The organism is Luteimonas flava, assembly GCF_036584485.1.
GTDB classification, from domain to species: Bacteria; Pseudomonadota; Gammaproteobacteria; order Xanthomonadales; family Xanthomonadaceae; genus Luteimonas; species Luteimonas flava.
This window is the reverse complement of record NZ_JAZHBM010000001.1, coordinates 1,344,256-1,360,790: the sequence shown is the minus strand read 5'-3', so window position 1 is coordinate 1,360,790 and position 16,535 is coordinate 1,344,256. Positions and strand designations below refer to the sequence as shown.

Below are 16,535 nucleotides of genomic sequence, written 5' to 3'. Positions count from 1 at the left end.
CCCATTCGAGGACTGCGCCATGACAGACGCCACAGTGAAAGGTCCCGCGTCCTACTTCCCGTCGATCGAGAAGACATACGGCAAGCCGGTGGCGCACTGGCTCGCACAGCTCGACGGCGTGGCGGATCGCAAGCACATGGAACAGGTTGCATTTCTCAAGACCACCTATGGCATCGGGCACGGCCACGCGAATGCGCTCGTGGCGTTCCATCGCGCGCGCGCGCAGGGCTGATGGCGTTTGCGCTTGCGATGCCGGTGACGAATCGCCAGAGTCTGCGCTGACGTATCGCCACCTGGAGCCGACGATGTCCGAACCGAAATCGACAACCCGCTATCCCCTGTTGCCCGTCGGAATCGGCGCCGGCGTGGCGATCGGCGTCGCGATCGGCTCGGCGTTCGACAATCTCGGTCTGGGTATCGCGATCGGGATCGCGCTGGGCGTGGCGTTCGGCATGAGCCGCCGCGTGGTGACGATCGAAGACAACGTCCGCAAGGACGAACGCTGATGTTCGACACCGCGCCGAAGCTCGACTGCAACGGCCGCGTGCTGCGGCTCGACCGTCCGCGCGTGATGGGTATCGTCAACGTGACGCCGGATTCGTTCTCCGACGGCGGCGCGCACGACACCACCGACGCGGCGATCGCACACGGTCTGCGGCTGGCGAAGGCGGGCGCCGACGTGCTCGACATCGGCGGCGAATCCACGCGTCCCGGCGCGGACGCGGTGCCGGTGGAAGAGGAACTGCGACGCGTGATCCCGGTGATCGAAGGGCTGATCGCGCGCACGACGCTGCCGATCAGCATCGACACGTCCAAACCGGAGGTCATGCGCGCCGCGGTCGCAGCGGGCGCGGGCCTGATCAACGATGTCTACGGATTACGCCGTGAGGGCGCGCTCGACGCGGCGGCCTCGCTCGGCGTGCCGATCGTGCTGATGCACATGCTCGGCGAACCGCACGGCATGCAGGATGCGCCCGATTACGACGACGTCGTGGGCGAGGTGCATCGTTTCCTCGCCGAGCGCATCTTCTCCGCCGAGATGGCCGGCATCGCGCGCAAGCACATCGTCGTCGATCCGGGCTTCGGGTTCGGCAAGACCACCGTGCACAACATGACGCTGCTGGCGCAGCTCGCGCGTTTCGTCGAACTCGGCGTGCCGGTGCTCGCCGGTCTGTCGCGCAAGCGCAGCATCGGCGAGCTGACCGGCCGCGATGTGCCGGCCGATCGCGTGGCCGGTTCCGTGGCCGCGCATCTCATCGCGGCGCAGAACGGCGCCCGCATCCTGCGCGTGCACGATGTCGCCGAAACGGTCGATGCGCTGAAGATCTGGGGCGCGGTCGATGCGGTGCCGACACCGCGCGCGTCCACGCCGAAGCAGGGGATCAGCTGGCCCGACGACGCCTGAGCGGATCTGCGGCGCGCGGGATCGACGCCGCCCACCTGCATCTCGTGACCCGCTGGTCCGACGGCATGTCCGTCGGGGCTTCGGGTCCACGTGCCACCCGATGCGCTGCGCGTACCCGCGCTTTCCACCGGCGCGGGCACGCGATTCCAGCGGTGTTGTGACGTGCCGGAGCGGGCGACACCGGTGCCCGCGGCAGCCGCGACTGCCGGTCTGCGTTAGGCTGTCGCACCGCCGCGGCCGTCTCTCGCGGCGTTTTTCCGTATCGCGCCAGACCCAGGGGGCCCCGTGCTCAGATCCAATACGCCGACCATCGTGATGTTCCTCGTCTATCTGGCGGTGATGGTCGTGATCGGATTCGTGGCCTGGCGCCGGACCAAGAGTTTCGACGACTACATCATCGGCGGGCGCAGCCTCGGCCCCGGCGTGACCGCGCTCTCGGCCGGTGCGTCGGACATGAGCGGCTGGCTGATGATGGGTCTGCCGGGCGCAATCTTTCTCAGCGGCGTGTCGGAAGCGTGGATCGCCGTCGGCCTGTTGCTGGGCGCGTATCTCAACTGGCGTTTCGTCGCCGGTCCCTTGCGCGTCTACACCGAGCGCACCGGCAACGCGCTGACGTTGCCCGACTTCCTCACCAACCGATTCGGCGACCGCAGCCGCATCCTGCGCGTGTTCACGGCGGTGGTGATCCTGGTGTTCTTCGCGATCTACTGCGCGTCGGGTGTCGTGGCCGGCGCGCGTCTGTTCGAGAGCGTCTTCGGCCTGACCTACGGCCAGGCGATCTGGCTCGGCGCGTCGGTCACGGTGCTCTACACGCTGGTCGGCGGGTTCCTCGCGGTGAGTTGGACCGATGTGGCGCAGGGCATGATGATGCTGTTCGCGCTGTTGCTCGCGCCGATTCTGGTCTTCATGCATACCGGCGGATTCGATGCCAGCATCGATCTGATCCGCGCCAACGATCCGCTGCAGCTCGACTGGTTCCGCGGCGGCAATCTGGGCTTCATCGGCATCGTCTCGCTGCTCGCCTGGGCGCTGGGCTATTTCGGCCAGCCGCACATCCTCGTGCGCTTCATGGCGGCGCAGAGCGTGCACACGATTCCCACCGCGCGCCGCATCGGCATGAGCTGGATGCTGTTGTGCATGGTCGGTGCGATGTCGGTCGGCTTCTTCGGCATTGCCTATTTCGAGACCAACGCGTCGCTGGCCGCGCCGGTCCTCGAGAATCCCGAACGCGTGTTCATCACCCTGGTCGAACTGCTGTTCAACCCGTGGGTGGCCGGCATCATCCTCGCCGCGATCCTCGCCGCGGTGATGAGCACGCTGTCGAGCCAGTTGCTGGTGTGCTCCAGCGTACTGTCCGAAGACCTGTATCGCGGTTTCTTCCGCAAGCAGGCCTCGCAGGGCGAACTGGTGTGGGTGGGTCGTGCGAGCGTGCTCGCGGTGTCGATCCTCGCGATCTGGATGGCGCGCGATCCCGACAGCCGCGTGCTCGGCCTGGTGTCGTATGCGTGGGCCGGGTTCGGCTCGGCCTTCGGCCCCGTATTGTTGCTGGCGCTGTTCTGGAAGCGCATGACCCGCAACGGCGCGATCGCCGGCATGGTGACCGGCGCGCTGATGGTGATCTTCTGGAAGGAGGTCATGGTCAACCGCATGGGGTCGGAGTTGTACGAAATGATTCCGGGCTTCCTGTCGGCGACCGCCGCGATCGTCGGCGTCAGCCTGCTGGGGCGCGCGCCGTCGGCGGATGTGCAGGCCACGCACGCGCAGGTGCGGCTGTCGCTGAAGGAAACGGGATACTGATTCCGTGTCCGGACCGTCACCCAGGCTGACGGTCCGGACCGGGACACCGGCATGAGCAGGCGACACCAGGTGATGGACAGCACCCCACCGAAGCACCGTGCCATCGCCCTGATGGGGCCGACCGCGTCGGGCAAGACCGCGCTCGCGCTCGACTGGGCGCAGCGGTTCGGCGGCGAGATCGTCAGTGTCGATTCGGCGCTGGTGTATCGCGGGCTCCAGATCGGCGCGGCCAAGCCCGATGCCGCGGAACGCGCACGGGCGCCGCATCACATGCTCGATCTGCGCGACCCTTGGCAGACGTATTCCGCAGCCGAGTTCGCGACCGACGCGCGCGCCGCGGTCGAGGACATCCTGTCGCGTGGTCGCGTGCCGATTCTCGCCGGCGGCACCGGCCTGTATTTCGCGGCCCTGCTCGACGGGCTGTCACCGATGCCGGAGGCCGACGCCGAGACGCGGGCCGCGATCACCGCCGAAGCCGAGGCAATCGGTTGGCCCGCACTGCACGCGCGCCTGGCGACGCTCGATCCGGAAGCCGCCGCGCGCATCAAGCCCGGCGATGCGCAGCGCATCCAGCGTGCGCTCGAAGTGCATCGCCTGACCGGCACGCCGATCAGCGAGTGGCAGAAGCGGCCGTCCGAATCGCCGCCGTTTCCCGCGCAGGTCCTGCCGCTCGCGATCGCCCCGCCCGAGCGTGCCACCCTGCATGCGCGCATCGCCACCCGGTTCGATGCGATGCTCGCCGCGGGCTTCCTCGACGAGGTGCGTGCGCTGCGCGCATTGCCGCAGCTGCAGGCGCACCCGACGCCGCTGGAACTGCCGGCGATCCGCGCCGTCGGCTATCGCCAGGCCTGGGAATTTCTGGACGGGCAGGGCACGGCCGAGGACTTCCGGGAACGCGGGATTGCCGCCACCCGCCAGCTGGCCAAGCGGCAGTTCACCTGGTTGCGCGGGCGCGGCGGGGCGCGCTGGTTCGATCCGGCGACGCAGCGTGCCGCGCTGGATGCGGAGGTCGCCGCGTTCCTGGGTTGAGCCGTGGACGCCTGCGCACGTATGCAGGCGACCACCGGCGTCACGAATCCCGGATTCCGCACAGCATTCGACCCCCGCGATCCCGCACGGACGGCATCGCGGTTGTGTAACATCGGCCGGTCGTCATCCGGGGAGCGGGTGGCGACCCGGCCAACAGGTCATCAGAACAACAACTACGCTGGGGAAACACCATGTCCAAGGGGCAATCCTTGCAGGATCCTTTCCTGAACGCACTGCGCCGCGAGCGCGTGCCCGTCTCGATTTACCTCGTCAATGGCATCAAACTGCAGGGCACGATCGAATCGTTCGACCAGTTCGTGGTGCTGCTGCGCAACACCGTGAGCCAGATGGTCTACAAGCACGCGATCTCGACCGTGGTGCCGGCCCGCAACGTGCGCGTGGCGCCGGGTGGCGGTTTCGTCCAGTCCGGTGAGGGCGAGGGCGAAGACGAGACGCCCGAAACGACCGACTGACCCGAGGTGTGAACCCACTTGTTCGAACGCTCCCGCAAGGGTGAAAACGCGCTGCTGATCCAGCCGCATTCGCATGGCCCGGCCGACGAAGGCGCGCTGGAAGAATTTTCGGAACTCGCCCGCTCGGCCGGTGCCCGCGTCGCCGCGGTCATTCCGGCCCGTATCGACAAGCCCAATGCCGCCACGCTGTTCGGCAGCGGCAAGCTCGACGAGGTCAAGGCCGCAGCCGATGCGACCGGCGCCGATCTGGTGCTGGTCAACCACCGGCTCACGCCGGGCCAGGAACGCAATCTCGAGAAATTCCTCGAGCGTCGCGTCGTCGACCGCACCGGCCTGATCCTCGACATCTTCGCCCAGCGCGCCCGCAGCCACGAAGGCAAGCTGCAGGTCGAGCTGGCGCAGCTGCGCCACATGGCCACGCGCCTGGTCCGCGGCTGGACCCATCTGGAACGGCAGCGCGGTGGTTCGATCGGCCTGCGCGGACCGGGTGAAACCCAGCTCGAAACCGACCGCCGTCTGTTGCAGAAGCGGCTCGAACAGCTGCAGACGCGCCTCGACAAGGTGGAAGTGCAGCGCACGCAGATGCGCCGTGCGCGCGTGCGCAGCGAGCTGCCGCGCGTGGCGCTGGTGGGCTACACGAATGCCGGCAAGTCCACGCTGTTCAACACGCTGACGGGCGCCGATGCCTACGCGGCCGACCAGTTGTTCGCCACGCTCGATCCCACCGTGCGCCGCGTCGACCTGTCCGGCGGCAGCATCGTGCTGGCCGATACCGTCGGTTTCGTGCGCGACCTGCCACACGAACTCGTCGCCGCGTTCCGCTCCACGCTGAGCGAGGCGCGCGAGGCCGATCTGCTGCTGCACATCATCGATGCCGCCGATCCGCTGCGGAACGAGCGCATCGCCCAGGTCGACGCGGTGCTCGGCGAAATCGGCGCCGGCGATCTGCCGCAGCTGCTGGTGTTCAACAAGATCGACCGCATCGAAGGCGCGACGCCGCGCTACGACCAGGACCCGAACGCGCTGGCCGATGACGCCGTGCGCGAGAGCGTCTGGATTTCGGCGCGCGATGGCCTTGGACTGGATCTGCTATCGCAGGCGCTCGCACGTCGGCTCGGCATCCGTCGCGTGACTGGCGAGGTGCGCCTGCCGCCCGAGTCGGGCCGCCTGCACGCCCGCCTGCATGCGCTGGAAGGCGTGCGCGAGGAAACCGTCGACGAGTCCGGCTGGCTGCTCCAGGTGGACCTCGCTCATGCGGACGCCGCGCGTCTGGCGTCGCAGGCCGACGGCGAGCCGCTGCGCGCGCTCTTGCCTCCGGACGAGGACGACACCATCTGATAGGTCCGGTGGGTGCGTGTCTGCCCGCGATGCGACGTCGAGCGGACGCCCGCTCGCGATCAGGGCCGCGACCACGGGAATCCCGGCATGACCTCCGGTGCGTGGCCTGCGACAGGCGCGAGCCGGTTAGACTATGCGACCCCCGCGCCGCCGCCGACGCAGGCTGCGCGCCCAGAACTGGAGCAGGCATGGCCTGGAACATTCCCGGCAACAACAAGGACAACGATTCTCCGGACCGCAAGGAGTCCGGAGACAAGGGCGAGCGCAATCCGTGGCCGCCACGCCGGACCGGCGGTGGTGGTCGTGGCGGACGCGGTGGTGGTGGCGGTGGTGGCGGTGGTTTCGACCGCATCCTCGATCAGTTCCGCGGGCTCTTCGGCGGTGGATTCGGAGGCAGCAATCCGCTGCGCTGGATCGCGGTCGTCGTGGTCGTCGTGCTGCTGCTCAACTGCTTCGTGCTGGTGGGTGAAACCCAGCGCGGCGTGGTGCTCCGCTTCGGCCAGGTCGCCCGCGTCATGCAGCCGGGTCCGAACTTCAAGCTGCCGTGGCCGGTCGAGCGCGTGACCAAGGTCGATGCGACCACGGTGCAGTCCTTCAGCAACACCGTGCCGGTGCTGACCCGCGACGAGAACATCGTCATCGTGTCGTTCAACGTGCAGTACCGTGTTGGCGATGCCGTGCAGTACCTGTTCGGCACCCGCAACGCCCGCGAAATGCTCGAGCAGACTGCGCTCAGCGCCGTGCGCGAGCAGATCGGCCGCGTGAACCTCGACGCCGCGCTCAATGCGCGTGGTCCGATCTCGACCGCGGCCCAGACCTCGCTGCAGGCGTCTCTCGACAGCTACCGCACCGGCCTGTTCGTCAACGAACTCAACCTGCAGGACGCGCGTCCGCCGGAAGAGGTCAAGGACGCGTTCGACGCCGTCAACAGCGCGCAGCAGATGAACGAGCAGCTGGTCAAGGAAGCCGGCGCGTATGCGGCGAAGATCGTGCCCGAGGCGCGCGGTGAATCCGAGCGTGTCCGCTCGCAGGCCGAAGGCTACAAGACCGCCGAGATCGCACGCGCCACCGGTGACGCGACCCGCTTCTCGCTGCTGGTCGATGCCTACGCCGGCGCGCAGGACGTGACCCGCAAGCGTCTGTGGCTGGAAACCGTGCAGAGCGTGCTGGCCGAGAACCGCGTGGTCGTGGGCGGCGATGGCCGCCAGCTGATCTACGTGCCGATGGCCGGGCAGGGCGCAGGCGGGCAGGCCGCCCCCTCGCTGATTCCGCCCGAGGTGCTGTCGCCGGCCGTCGAGGCCACGCGCAACAGCGGCAACAGCAACAGCAACGCGACCCCGGCGGCGCCTGCGCGCAGCCTGCCGCGTCCGCCGCGTGAAGGAGCCACCCGATGAGACTCAACTTCGTCATTCCGCTGATCATCGTCGTGCTGCTGGGCCTGATGGGTTCGGTGTACGTGGTCCGCGAAGGTCAGGTGGCCCTGGTGCTCAACCTCGGCCGCGTCGCGCGGACCGACATCGGCCCGGGCCTGCACTTCAAGGTGCCGCTGATCGAATCGGCGCGCGTGTTCGACCGCCGCTTCAACGCCAGTGCGTTCTCGCCCGAGCGTTCGCTGACCTCCGAGCGCAAGGACGTCAGCGTCGACTTCGTGGCCATCGTCGCAATCAGCGACGTCGCGGCGTTCTATCGCGCCACGTCCGGCAACGAGGCCGATGCCAACCTGCGCCTCGAGCCGATCATCAAGAACTCGCTGCGTAACGAGATCAACGCCAGCACGCTGACCGAGCTGGTCTCGGGCAACCGCTCGGAGTTCGTCGAGCGCCAGCTGCCGGGCATCAACGAAGCCGCGAAGTCGCTGGGCATGCGCATCATCGACATCCGTCTGAAGCAGATCGATCTGCCGACCGACAGCCAGGTGATCCAGCAGGTCTACAACCGCATGCGCGCCGAGCGCCAGGAAGTGGCCACGCGACTGCGCGCCGAAGGTGAGGAGCGCGCGCGCGCGATCCGCGGCCAAGCCGATCGCGAGCAGACCGTGATCCTCGCCGAAGCCGAACGCGATGCGCAGACCCTGCGCGGTGAAGGCGACGCCGAAGCGGCCCGCATCTACGGCGAAGCGGCGAACCGCGACCCCGCGTTCTATGCGTTCCAGCGCAGTCTAGAGGCCTACCGCGCCGCGTTCGAAAAGGGCGACAGCGTGATCGTGCTCGAGCGCAACGACCCGTTCCTGCAGTACATGCGCAGCGATCGTTGAGGGTCTGCGCCTGATGTCGGATCTGTGGGCGGCGATGTGCCTGGTGTTCGTCCTCGAAGGCCTGATCCTGTTCGCCGTCCCGGGCTTCTGGAAGCGCAACGCCGAACAGATGCTGACGATGCCGATCTCCACCCTGCGTCGTATCGGCGCAGGGGTGCTGGCGGCGGGACTGGTCGCGTTGTATTTCGTGCGGGGTTGATCGAGGCGGATTGATGTCTGTCGATCGAGGTTGGAAGAAGCGGATCACCGAACCTCAAGCGTTTCCGCGAGCTTGCCCTCACCCCAACCCCGCTCCCAACGGGAGAGGGACTCAGAGGCGCGACTTGATGGCCTCACTCTCAAGCGCGACGAGCCGGCTATTGAGGTCGCGCATGGCTGACCGGCCATCGAGATCGCCACACACGCATTGACCCAGCGCCTCTCCCTCCGGGAGAGGCCGACGCGCCATGCGCGTCGGGTGAGGGCCGGGGCCTTCTCCCGAGTCATGCCGGCGGATGGACGAAGCGCGGCGAAGCCTGTCGCTGCCTTGTTTGACGCGCGTTCGGCATCAAGCTTTGCCGCGAGCGTCAGCCCTCACCCCAACCCCTCTCCCAGGGGGAGAGGGGCTCAGAAGCGCGGGCCACGCGAGTTCATGCGCGATCACCGCGAGCCGGCCATCGAGATCGCCACGCACGCATTGACCCAGCGCCTCTCCCTCTGGGAGAGGCCGACGCGCCACGCGCGTCGAGTAAGAGCCTGGGCGCGCCCGACAACACCCGATCCCCCATGAACACGCCTCACGAAACAGGTGGCCCCTGCCACCCGTTATCCGGATAATGCGGAAAAGCCGGACGGGCCATCTCGCATGAGTGGACTGCCGGCTTTTTCCGTGTCCGGCCCTGTGCGGCGGTCGTCTCCCCGATGGAGCGGCCTATCACCGCGCGCGGCCGGCCGGTCCCTTCCTGCGGCCCCGATGGCCGCAACGCGATACAGGAGTCATCAAGATGGGTCAGTCAGTGGTGGTGATCGGCGCCCAGTGGGGCGACGAGGGCAAGGGCAAGATCGTCGACCTGCTCACGCAGGACATCGGCGCAGTCGTGCGCTTCCAGGGCGGCCACAACGCCGGCCATACGCTGGTGATCGGCGGCAAGAAGACCGTCCTCCACCTCATTCCGTCCGGCATCCTCCGCGACGATGCGCTGTGCCTGATCGGCAACGGCGTCGTGCTGAGCCCGGCCGCGCTGATCAAGGAAATCGGCGAGCTCGAGGCCGCCGGCGTCGAAGTGCGTTCGCGCCTGAAGATCAGCCCGGCCACACCGCTGATCATGCCGTACCACATCGCCCTCGATCAGGCTCGCGAAAAGGCCGCCGGCGGCAAGGCCATCGGCACCACCGGCCGCGGCATCGGTCCGGCGTACGAAGACAAGGTGGCGCGTCGCGGCATCCGCGTCGCCGACCTGCATTACCCCAAGCAGCTCGAAGAACTCCTGCGCACCGCGCTCGACTATCACAACTTCGTGCTGACCAAATATCTCGGCGTCGACGCGGTCGATTTCAAGAAGACCTACGACGAGGCGCTGGCGTTCGGCGAGTACGTCGAGCCGATGAAGTCCGACGTCGCCGGCATCCTTCACGACCTGCGCAAGCAGGGCAAGCGCGTGCTGTTCGAAGGCGCGCAGGGTGCGCTGCTCGACATCGACCACGGCACCTATCCCTACGTCACCAGCTCCAACACCACCGTCGGCGGCGCACTGGCCGGCACCGGCGTGGGCGCGGACGCGATCGATTACGTGCTCGGCATCGCCAAGGCCTACGCCACACGCGTCGGCGGCGGCCCGTTCCCGACCGAACTCGACGACGAGATCGGCCAGGGCATCCGCGATCGCGGCCAGGAATACGGCGCCTCCACCGGCCGTCCGCGCCGATGCGGCTGGATGGACATCGTCGCGCTCAAGCGCGCCGTCGCCATCAACGGCATCTCGGGCCTGTGCATCACCAAGCTCGACGTGCTCGACGGCATGAAGACGCTGAAGATCTGCATCGCGTACGAGTACCGCGGCAAGCGCACCGAATACGCGCCGCTCGACGCCGCCGGCTGGGACGAGTGCACGCCGGTCTACCTCGAGTTCCCGGGCTGGGAAGAAACCACCCACGGCATCACCGAGTGGGACAAGTTGCCCGCCGCCGCACGCGCCTACCTGCGTGCGCTGGAAGAACTGGCCGGCTGCCCGATCAGCATCGTCAGCACCGGTCCGGACCGTGCGCACACGATGGTGCTGCAGGATCCGTTCGCCTGATTGCGTGCGGCGTCCTGTTCCAGCGCGACGGCCCGGTGATCCCGGGCCGTTTCTGTTTTGCAGGAGACCGCTGCGCGCGCGAAAGCCGCGCCACGGCCCAACGACCAGGCGGTCTTAATGCAGGTGGGTTGAGCGCAATGTACGGCCACTGGGCCGGGTTTCGTCCCGCCAGTGTCCCGATGACAAACGGGACAGACGCATGGCGGGCATAGAATCCATTCGGTTCCACGTCACGTGTCTGATCGACAGTGATCCACATTCTGCACATCAAGGACGTATCGCATGCGCACCAGCCTTCGCATCACACTGACACTTGTTCTTGCGATATCAGGCGTTTCGGTCGCCTGGGCGGATGGCCGCTTCCACGTGCCAGGCACCGCGTACGCCGCGCACTTTTCCGGCGTTCCGGAATGCGAAACCGGTAAGGTCGAGACGCCTGCTGGCGCGATCGAACGGCATGTCTGCGCGTACTACGACGAACGTCTGGGCGGCGGCTACGCGATCGAGTATGTCTCGCTGCCTTCGATCCCGCGCACAAGCGAAGCGCAGCTGATTCTCAAGTCGGCCGCTGCGGGCGCCGCACAGGAATCGCAGAGTGAAATCACGCATGAAAGTAGCGTGCGCATCGAGGGTCATCCGGCACTGGACGTTGTATTCCTGAAGCGGAAAGAAGGCTCTTTGGCGCGTGTGCGCTACGTTCTGGTCGGACGTGATCTGGTGACCCTGTCGATCGACGGCGGGTCGCGTCTCCATGAATCCCCCGAAGCCGCCGCGTTTCTGGATTCCTTGCGGCTAGGTTCGCCTGGGTCCGCTTCGCCGTAGCCTGGAATTCCGCGCGTTCCGGCGTGTTGCGCAACGCACAGATCACGCGCGATCTCTACGCAGTCTTGCACAGATAGATCGCCCAGTACGCGAGTCCGATTCCGCCGCCGCCGATGATGTTCCCCAGCGTCGACCACACCAGGTTGGCGCCGGCCGCGCCCCACGACAGGCCTGCCGGCAGTTCGGCACCCGTCGTCGCTTGCGCCAGCAGGCCCAGCGGCAGCAGCGACATGTTCGCGATCGAATGCTCCAGGCCCAGTGCGACGAAGGCGGCGACGGGCGGCACGATGACGGCGATCTTGTCGACCGCGGATTTCGCGCCGGCAGCCATCCAGACGGCGAGGCATACCAGCATGTTGGCGAGGATGCCGCTGGCGACCAGGCTGCCGGCGGATTTCGAAGCCTTGTCCGCCGCGAGTTCGATCGCGGAACCGGCGAATGCACCTTCGCCTGCGAGATGCAGGCCGGCGCCGATGGCGAGCAGCACCAGCAGCAGGGCGCCGACGAGGTTGGCGAGCCACACGAGACTCCAGGCGCGCAGCAGATGGCCTGGACCGATGCGGCGCTGCGCGAGCGGCAGGATCATCAGCGTGTTGCCGGTAAACAGTTCCGCGCCCGCAAGCAGCACGAGGATCAGGCCGAGGGCGAAGCCGAGGCCGACGGCGATCTGGGTCAGGCCGTAAGGCAGCTCGCCAGCACCCGCGCCGATGAGCACGGCGATGAGACTGCCGAAGCCGATGTAGGCGCCGGCGAGCACACCGAGGCCGAACAGCCTGCCGACAGGCAACGCGGCTTTTTCGACGCAGGTGTCGGAAATCGCGCTGGCGATGTCCTCGGGCGGGGCGATGGCGGGTGAAGTGTCGGCCATGTGGGCGCGTCCGTTCGGGAGAGCGTCCAGCTATACGCAGGCGGCGGTGAAGCATGCGGCCACGGCGCGCGTTCGAACGGGTGATGCGGTGAGGTGCGGCGTCGCGTCAGGCGATTGCGGCGCGTGTATCCGCGACGGGCGGCCGGCCGAACATGCGGCCGTACTCGCGGGTGAACTGCGGCACGCTCTCGTAGCCCACGGCGTAGGCTGCGCTGCTCGCGGCCATGCCCTGCGACTGCATCAGCCGACGCGCTTCGATCAGGCGCAGGCGCTTCTGGAACTGCAGCGGCGACAGCGAGGTGATCGATTTGAAGTGGCGATGGAACGCAGACGCGCTCATGCCGGCTTCGCTGGCGAGCAGGTCGACGGGCACCGGCCGGCTGTAGTCGCGCCGCAACACGGTCACCGCGCGGGCGATGCGTTGCACGTGGCCGTCGGGCCAGCCGAGGCGCCGGATCGCGTGGCCGTGGCGCCCGGCAAGCAGCCAGTAGTGCAACTCGCGGATGCGTTGGGCCTTCAGCACGGGCAGGGCGTCCGGCTGCTCGAGCAACTGCAACAGGCGCAGGGCGGCATCGGCCACCTCGGGTTCGGTGGGATGCACACGCACGGGACCGGGATCGCCCGCCGGCGGCGGTCCCATCTGTGCGACGAGATCGGCGATCACCGCGGGGTCGAGCGCCAGCACCAGCGAGTAGTACGGCGACGCGGCACTGGCGCGGGTGATCTGGCTGACGGTGGGAATGTCCGCGGTGATCAGCAGCGAGTGCCCGGCCGAGAACTCGAACGCGCGGGTACCGAAGGTGACGCGTTTACTGCCCTGCTGGACCAGGCACAGCAGCGGCCGGTGCACGTCGTGCATCAGGTCGCTGGGCGCGAGCGCGCGCACGGCCATCAGGCCGGGGATGGGCGAGGGCGCGAGCCCGTCGCTGCCGGCGTGGGCGTCGGCGTGGCGGCGGACAGCTTCGGGCAAGGTGGACATGGCAGGATCGTAGCGTCCGCGCGCATCGTGCGGGTGGCGCGCGGCAGGAATGGGCAAGCTTCGTGGAGATTCCGGCAACGCGCCGGGCGGGGCCGGGCGCACGCTGTGCATCGACTTTCCCATCGTCCCAGAGGAGTTCCCATGACCCGGATTGCCCTGATCACCGGCGCCAGCCGCGGCCTCGGCCGCAACACCGCGCTCGCCGTCGCCCGCGGTGGCGGCGATGTCGTGTTGACCTACCGCACCAACGCCGAAGAAGCGCAGGCGGTCGTCGCCGAGATCGAAGCGCTGGGCCGCAAGGCCGCGGCGCTGCAGCTCGATACCGGCGATGTCGAGGCGTTTCCCGCGTTCGTCGAGCAGCTGCGCACCGCGCTGCACGCGACCTGGCAACGCGAGACCTTCGATCACCTCGTCAACAACGCCGGCCACGGCGACACCGCGCCGATCGCCGAGACCACCGTCGCCCAGTTCGACCGGCTGGTGGACGTGCACTTCAAGGGCGTGTTCTTCCTGACCCAGGTGCTGCTGCCGCTGATCCATGACGGCGGGCGCATCGTCAACATCTCCACCGGGCTCACGCGCTTCGCGTATCCGGGTTACGCGGCGTATGCGGCGACGAAGGCGGCGGTGGAGACGTTGAGCCTCTACATGGCCAAGGAGTTCGGCGCGCGCGGCATCGCGGTGAACACGGTCGCGCCGGGTGCGATCGAGACGGACTTCGGCGGCGGCGCGGTGCGCGACAACGCGCAGATCAATGCGCAGCTGGCGAGCATCACCGCGCTCGGCCGCGTGGGTGTGGCGGACGACATCGGACCGATGATCGCGGCGCTGCTCGGAGATGCGAACCGCTGGGTCAATGCGCAGCGGATCGAGGTGTCGGGCGGGCAGGCGATCTGAGGGGCTTTGAGTTATTGCAGTGCCTGTTTCGGACATGGGCGCGAGGGGCTGCCCTCACCCCAACCCCTCTCCCGGAGGGAGAGGGGCTAGAAGCGGGGTGCTGCGCTCTGGTTGTTCGTTGATGTCCGGTGTTGCGAAGTGCCGCACCCTGGTTGCGCGCACGTCGTCGGGAGCCCCTCTCCCTCCCGGGAGAGGGGTGCGGGCGCCTGCAGATGGTGCAGCGAAGAAAAGCGCAGCGCGCTCATCAACGTGCAGGGATTGATCTCCAGACACTGACGCGTTGCCTCTACCCGGATCTGCACGGCGCAATCCAACGCCCGCCCTCCAATCCGACGCATTCACTACGCCTTGCGCCCGGATGTACGACTGTCTCCGGCGCACCGCGGATCGCCTGGCGTGACGCGGCCCCGCCGACGATGAGACTTCCCATGCAGACACCCCCCGTAGTCGTGACGCAGCCGTACCGGCCGCTGAGCCCGTTGCACCTGCTGCTGGTCAGCAGTGCATTCCCTCTTTTCCTCGGCGCCTTGTTCGCCGACATCGCGTATGCGCGGACCTACGAGATCCAGTGGACCAACTTCGCGTCCTGGCTGCTGGTCGGCGCGATGGTGTTCGCGGTCATCGCACTGGTCTGGGCACTGGTGTCGCTGATCACGCCGACCGCGCGCACGCGCACCCGCTTCATCTACGTCGGCCTGCTGGCATTGACCTGCGTGCTCGGCTTTCTCAATTCGCTGATCCACGCCATGGACGCCTGGCAGAAGATGCCGCAGGCGCTGGTGTGGTCGGTGCTGTGCGTGCTGTCGATCGGGGCGAGCCTGTGGTTCGCGCTCGGCGGCACCTTGCGTCGCCGGGAGGTGCTGCCATGAACCGTCTTCACTCGAAGCGCTCGAACTCCGCATTTCTGACGCGTGCCCTGGTGCCTGCGCTGGCACTCGCGCTCGTGGCCTGCGGCGGTACGCCGGACGAGACCTATGTCGGCCCGTCGCCGGAGTTGCCGAAGCCGCAGCGCGGTCTGTTCCCGACGCTGAAGATCTCGCTGCCGGCCGAGTGGGGCGATCAGCTGCCGACCGTGCCCGAGGGTTACGAGATCGCGCCGATCGCCGACAACCTGCAGATCCCGCGTCAGATGCTGGTGCTGCCCAACGGCGACATCCTCGTGGCGGAAGGCCGCGGCGGCCGCGCGCCGAAGCTTACGCCGAAGGACATCATCGCCGGCATGATCAAGGCCCGCGGCAACACGCAGGTCGACAGCGGCAACCGTCTGACCCTGCTGCGCGACGCCGATGGTGACGGTACCTACGAGAACCGTTCGGTGTTCGCCGACAATCTCGACGCGCCTTACGGCCTGGCGTTCGGCAACGACTCGATCTACGTCGCCACGCAGGACGCCCTGCTGCGCTTCCCGTACACGGCGGGCGCGGTCAACGCGGCCGGTGCGCCGGAGGAGATCACCAGACTGCCGGCGGCGATCAACCACCACTGGACCAAGTCGCTGACGATCAGTGCCGATGGCCGCTACCTGTTCGTCGGTATCGGTTCGGACAGCAACATCACCGAGCGCGGTCTGGCCGTCGAAGAGAACCGCGCGATGGTCTGGCAGGTGGAAGCGGCGACCGGTTTCCACCGCGTGTTCGCGACCGGCCTGCGCAATCCGACCGCGCTGGCGATGCAGCCGGGCATGGACCAGCTGTGGGCGGTGGTCAACGAGCGCGACGAGATCGGCGACGAGCTGGTGCCCGACTATCTGACCAGCGTGCGGCCGGGCGGTTTCTACGGCTGGCCCTACAGCTACTGGGGCCAGAACGTCGACGAACGCGTGCGGCCGCAGAAGCCGGAGAAGGTCGCCTCGGCGATCGCGCCGGACTTCGCGCTGGGTTCGCACGTCGCCGCACTCGGCGTCGCGTTCTCCACGCCGACGATGGGCGCACAGTTCGCCAACGGCGTGTTCGTCGGCCAGCACGGCAGCTGGAACCGCAATCCGCCGGTGGGCTACAAGGTTTCGTTCGTCCCGTTCCGCGACGGCAAGCCGTCGGGCGAGATGATCGATTTCGCCACCGGCTTCCTCGGCGAAGACGGCAAGGCGCGTGGCCGCCCGGTCGGCGTGACCGTCGATCCGCGGGGCGCGTTGCTGGTGGCCGATGATCTGGCCAACACCATCTGGCGCATCACCCCGACGGGGGGCGCGCCGGGTACACCTGCTGCGCCTGCACAACCGGCCGCGACGCCGGACGCTGCCCCGGCGCCTGCAGCCGCGCCGGCTCCGACGGGTGCGACGCCGACTGCGGGCTGAGTGCATTCGTCACTGGTGGATGACAAAGGGCCCGGAAGGGCCCTTTGTTGTTGCGACGTGCGACGCGGAGCGCACGACGCGTTGCGCATGCCCGTCTTCCGGCT

17 protein-coding genes are annotated in these 16,535 nt (G+C 68.0%); 15 read left to right on the top strand and 2 right to left on the bottom strand.

Features of this window, described 5'->3' with window-relative positions; genetic code table 11:
* The first annotated feature begins 19 nt into the window (after nucleotides 1-19).
* From V3391_RS06325 to V3391_RS06270, 12 genes are all read left to right on the top strand, one after another.
* Nucleotides 20-232: a DUF4287 domain-containing protein gene (locus tag V3391_RS06325; RefSeq protein ID WP_332077548.1), complete on the top strand. Its 213-nt coding sequence runs from the start codon at nucleotides 20-22 to the stop codon at nucleotides 230-232.
* Between the two features lie 73 nt (nucleotides 233-305).
* Nucleotides 306-506 (top strand): glycine zipper domain-containing protein, encoded by a 201-nt coding sequence (locus V3391_RS06320; RefSeq protein WP_332077547.1) that lies wholly within the window; start codon nucleotides 306-308, stop codon nucleotides 504-506.
* Nucleotides 506-1,405, top strand: coding sequence for a dihydropteroate synthase (gene folP, locus V3391_RS06315; RefSeq protein WP_332077546.1), 900 nt, complete (start codon nucleotides 506-508; stop codon nucleotides 1,403-1,405). The genes V3391_RS06320 and folP overlap by 1 nt, the downstream gene beginning before the upstream one ends.
* Before the next feature lie 285 nt (nucleotides 1,406-1,690).
* A complete protein-coding gene (putP, locus tag V3391_RS06310; protein WP_332077545.1) occupies nucleotides 1,691-3,202 on the top strand; it encodes a sodium/proline symporter PutP in 1,512 nt (503 codons plus the stop codon).
* A 51-nt stretch (nucleotides 3,203-3,253) separates the two neighbouring features.
* Nucleotides 3,254-4,231 (top strand): tRNA (adenosine(37)-N6)-dimethylallyltransferase MiaA, encoded by a 978-nt coding sequence (gene miaA / locus V3391_RS06305; protein ID WP_332077544.1) that lies wholly within the window; start codon nucleotides 3,254-3,256, stop codon nucleotides 4,229-4,231.
* Nucleotides 4,232-4,422: 191 nt separating this feature from the next.
* Complete coding sequence (gene hfq, locus V3391_RS06300) at nucleotides 4,423-4,704, top strand: RNA chaperone Hfq (protein ID WP_232138131.1); 282 nt, start codon at nucleotides 4,423-4,425, stop codon at nucleotides 4,702-4,704.
* A gap of 18 nt (nucleotides 4,705-4,722) precedes the next feature.
* The gene (hflX, locus tag V3391_RS06295; protein WP_332077543.1) at nucleotides 4,723-6,042 is read left to right on the top strand and encodes a ribosome rescue GTPase HflX; all 1,320 of its coding nucleotides are present in this window, start codon (nucleotides 4,723-4,725) and stop codon (nucleotides 6,040-6,042) included.
* A gap of 188 nt (nucleotides 6,043-6,230) precedes the next feature.
* Nucleotides 6,231-7,436, top strand: coding sequence for an FtsH protease activity modulator HflK (hflK, locus tag V3391_RS06290; protein WP_332077542.1), 1,206 nt, complete (start codon nucleotides 6,231-6,233; stop codon nucleotides 7,434-7,436).
* Complete coding sequence (gene hflC, locus V3391_RS06285) at nucleotides 7,433-8,296, top strand: protease modulator HflC (protein WP_332077541.1); 864 nt, start codon at nucleotides 7,433-7,435, stop codon at nucleotides 8,294-8,296. The genes hflK and hflC overlap by 4 nt, the downstream gene beginning before the upstream one ends.
* A 13-nt stretch (nucleotides 8,297-8,309) precedes the next feature.
* On the top strand, nucleotides 8,310-8,495 hold the full coding sequence (locus V3391_RS06280; RefSeq protein WP_425497206.1) for a DUF2065 domain-containing protein: 186 nt from the start codon (nucleotides 8,310-8,312) through the stop codon (nucleotides 8,493-8,495).
* A gap of 784 nt (nucleotides 8,496-9,279) precedes the next feature.
* Nucleotides 9,280-10,572 (top strand): adenylosuccinate synthase, encoded by a 1,293-nt coding sequence (locus V3391_RS06275; RefSeq protein ID WP_332077540.1) that lies wholly within the window; start codon nucleotides 9,280-9,282, stop codon nucleotides 10,570-10,572.
* 282 nt (nucleotides 10,573-10,854) lie between these two features.
* Entirely contained in the window at nucleotides 10,855-11,394 is a 540-nt protein-coding gene (locus V3391_RS06270) for a hypothetical protein (RefSeq protein WP_332077539.1), read from the top strand.
* Between the two features lie 55 nt (nucleotides 11,395-11,449).
* On the opposite strand, the gene V3391_RS06265 is transcribed toward V3391_RS06270, so the two are convergent.
* Nucleotides 11,450-12,262 (bottom strand): formate/nitrite transporter family protein, encoded by an 813-nt coding sequence (locus V3391_RS06265; protein ID WP_332077538.1) that lies wholly within the window; start codon nucleotides 12,260-12,262, stop codon nucleotides 11,450-11,452.
* Between the two features lie 106 nt (nucleotides 12,263-12,368).
* Nucleotides 12,369-13,241, bottom strand: a complete 873-nt coding sequence (locus tag V3391_RS06260; RefSeq protein ID WP_332077537.1) for an AraC family transcriptional regulator — start codon at nucleotides 13,239-13,241, stop codon at nucleotides 12,369-12,371.
* A 141-nt stretch (nucleotides 13,242-13,382) separates the two neighbouring features.
* Here V3391_RS06260 and V3391_RS06255 point away from each other — a divergent pair, with 141 nt between their 5' ends.
* From V3391_RS06255 to V3391_RS06245, 3 genes are all read left to right on the top strand, one after another.
* On the top strand, nucleotides 13,383-14,138 hold the full coding sequence (locus V3391_RS06255; RefSeq protein ID WP_332077536.1) for an SDR family oxidoreductase: 756 nt from the start codon (nucleotides 13,383-13,385) through the stop codon (nucleotides 14,136-14,138).
* A gap of 428 nt (nucleotides 14,139-14,566) precedes the next feature.
* Entirely contained in the window at nucleotides 14,567-15,007 is a 441-nt protein-coding gene (locus tag V3391_RS06250) for a DUF2231 domain-containing protein (protein ID WP_332077535.1), read from the top strand.
* A complete protein-coding gene (locus V3391_RS06245; protein WP_332077534.1) occupies nucleotides 15,004-16,431 on the top strand; it encodes a PQQ-dependent sugar dehydrogenase in 1,428 nt (475 codons plus the stop codon). The genes V3391_RS06250 and V3391_RS06245 overlap by 4 nt, the downstream gene beginning before the upstream one ends.
* Nucleotides 16,432-16,535: the final 104 nt, after the last annotated feature.

Excerpts from the sequence above, each read along its gene's own strand:
- V3391_RS06325 (WP_332077548.1), top strand. The coding sequence starts at position 20 with ATGACAGACGCCACAGTGAAAGGTCCCGCGTCCTACTTCCCGTCGATC.
- V3391_RS06320 (WP_332077547.1), top strand. The coding sequence starts at position 306 with ATGTCCGAACCGAAATCGACAACCCGCTATCCCCTGTTGCCCGTCGGA.
- folP (WP_332077546.1), top strand. The coding sequence starts at position 506 with ATGTTCGACACCGCGCCGAAGCTCGACTGCAACGGCCGCGTGCTGCGG.
- miaA (WP_332077544.1), top strand. The coding sequence starts at position 3,254 with ATGAGCAGGCGACACCAGGTGATGGACAGCACCCCACCGAAGCACCGT.
- hfq (WP_232138131.1), top strand. The coding sequence starts at position 4,423 with ATGTCCAAGGGGCAATCCTTGCAGGATCCTTTCCTGAACGCACTGCGC.
- hflK (WP_332077542.1), top strand. The coding sequence starts at position 6,231 with ATGGCCTGGAACATTCCCGGCAACAACAAGGACAACGATTCTCCGGAC.
- hflC (WP_332077541.1), top strand. The coding sequence starts at position 7,433 with ATGAGACTCAACTTCGTCATTCCGCTGATCATCGTCGTGCTGCTGGGC.
- V3391_RS06280 (WP_425497206.1), top strand. The coding sequence starts at position 8,310 with ATGTCGGATCTGTGGGCGGCGATGTGCCTGGTGTTCGTCCTCGAAGGC.
- V3391_RS06275 (WP_332077540.1), top strand. The coding sequence starts at position 9,280 with ATGGGTCAGTCAGTGGTGGTGATCGGCGCCCAGTGGGGCGACGAGGGC.
- V3391_RS06270 (WP_332077539.1), top strand. The coding sequence starts at position 10,855 with ATGCGCACCAGCCTTCGCATCACACTGACACTTGTTCTTGCGATATCA.
- V3391_RS06265 (WP_332077538.1), bottom strand. The coding sequence starts at position 12,262 with ATGGCCGACACTTCACCCGCCATCGCCCCGCCCGAGGACATCGCCAGC.
- V3391_RS06260 (WP_332077537.1), bottom strand. The coding sequence starts at position 13,241 with ATGTCCACCTTGCCCGAAGCTGTCCGCCGCCACGCCGACGCCCACGCC.
- V3391_RS06255 (WP_332077536.1), top strand. The coding sequence starts at position 13,383 with ATGACCCGGATTGCCCTGATCACCGGCGCCAGCCGCGGCCTCGGCCGC.
- V3391_RS06250 (WP_332077535.1), top strand. The coding sequence starts at position 14,567 with ATGCAGACACCCCCCGTAGTCGTGACGCAGCCGTACCGGCCGCTGAGC.
- V3391_RS06245 (WP_332077534.1), top strand. The coding sequence starts at position 15,004 with ATGAACCGTCTTCACTCGAAGCGCTCGAACTCCGCATTTCTGACGCGT.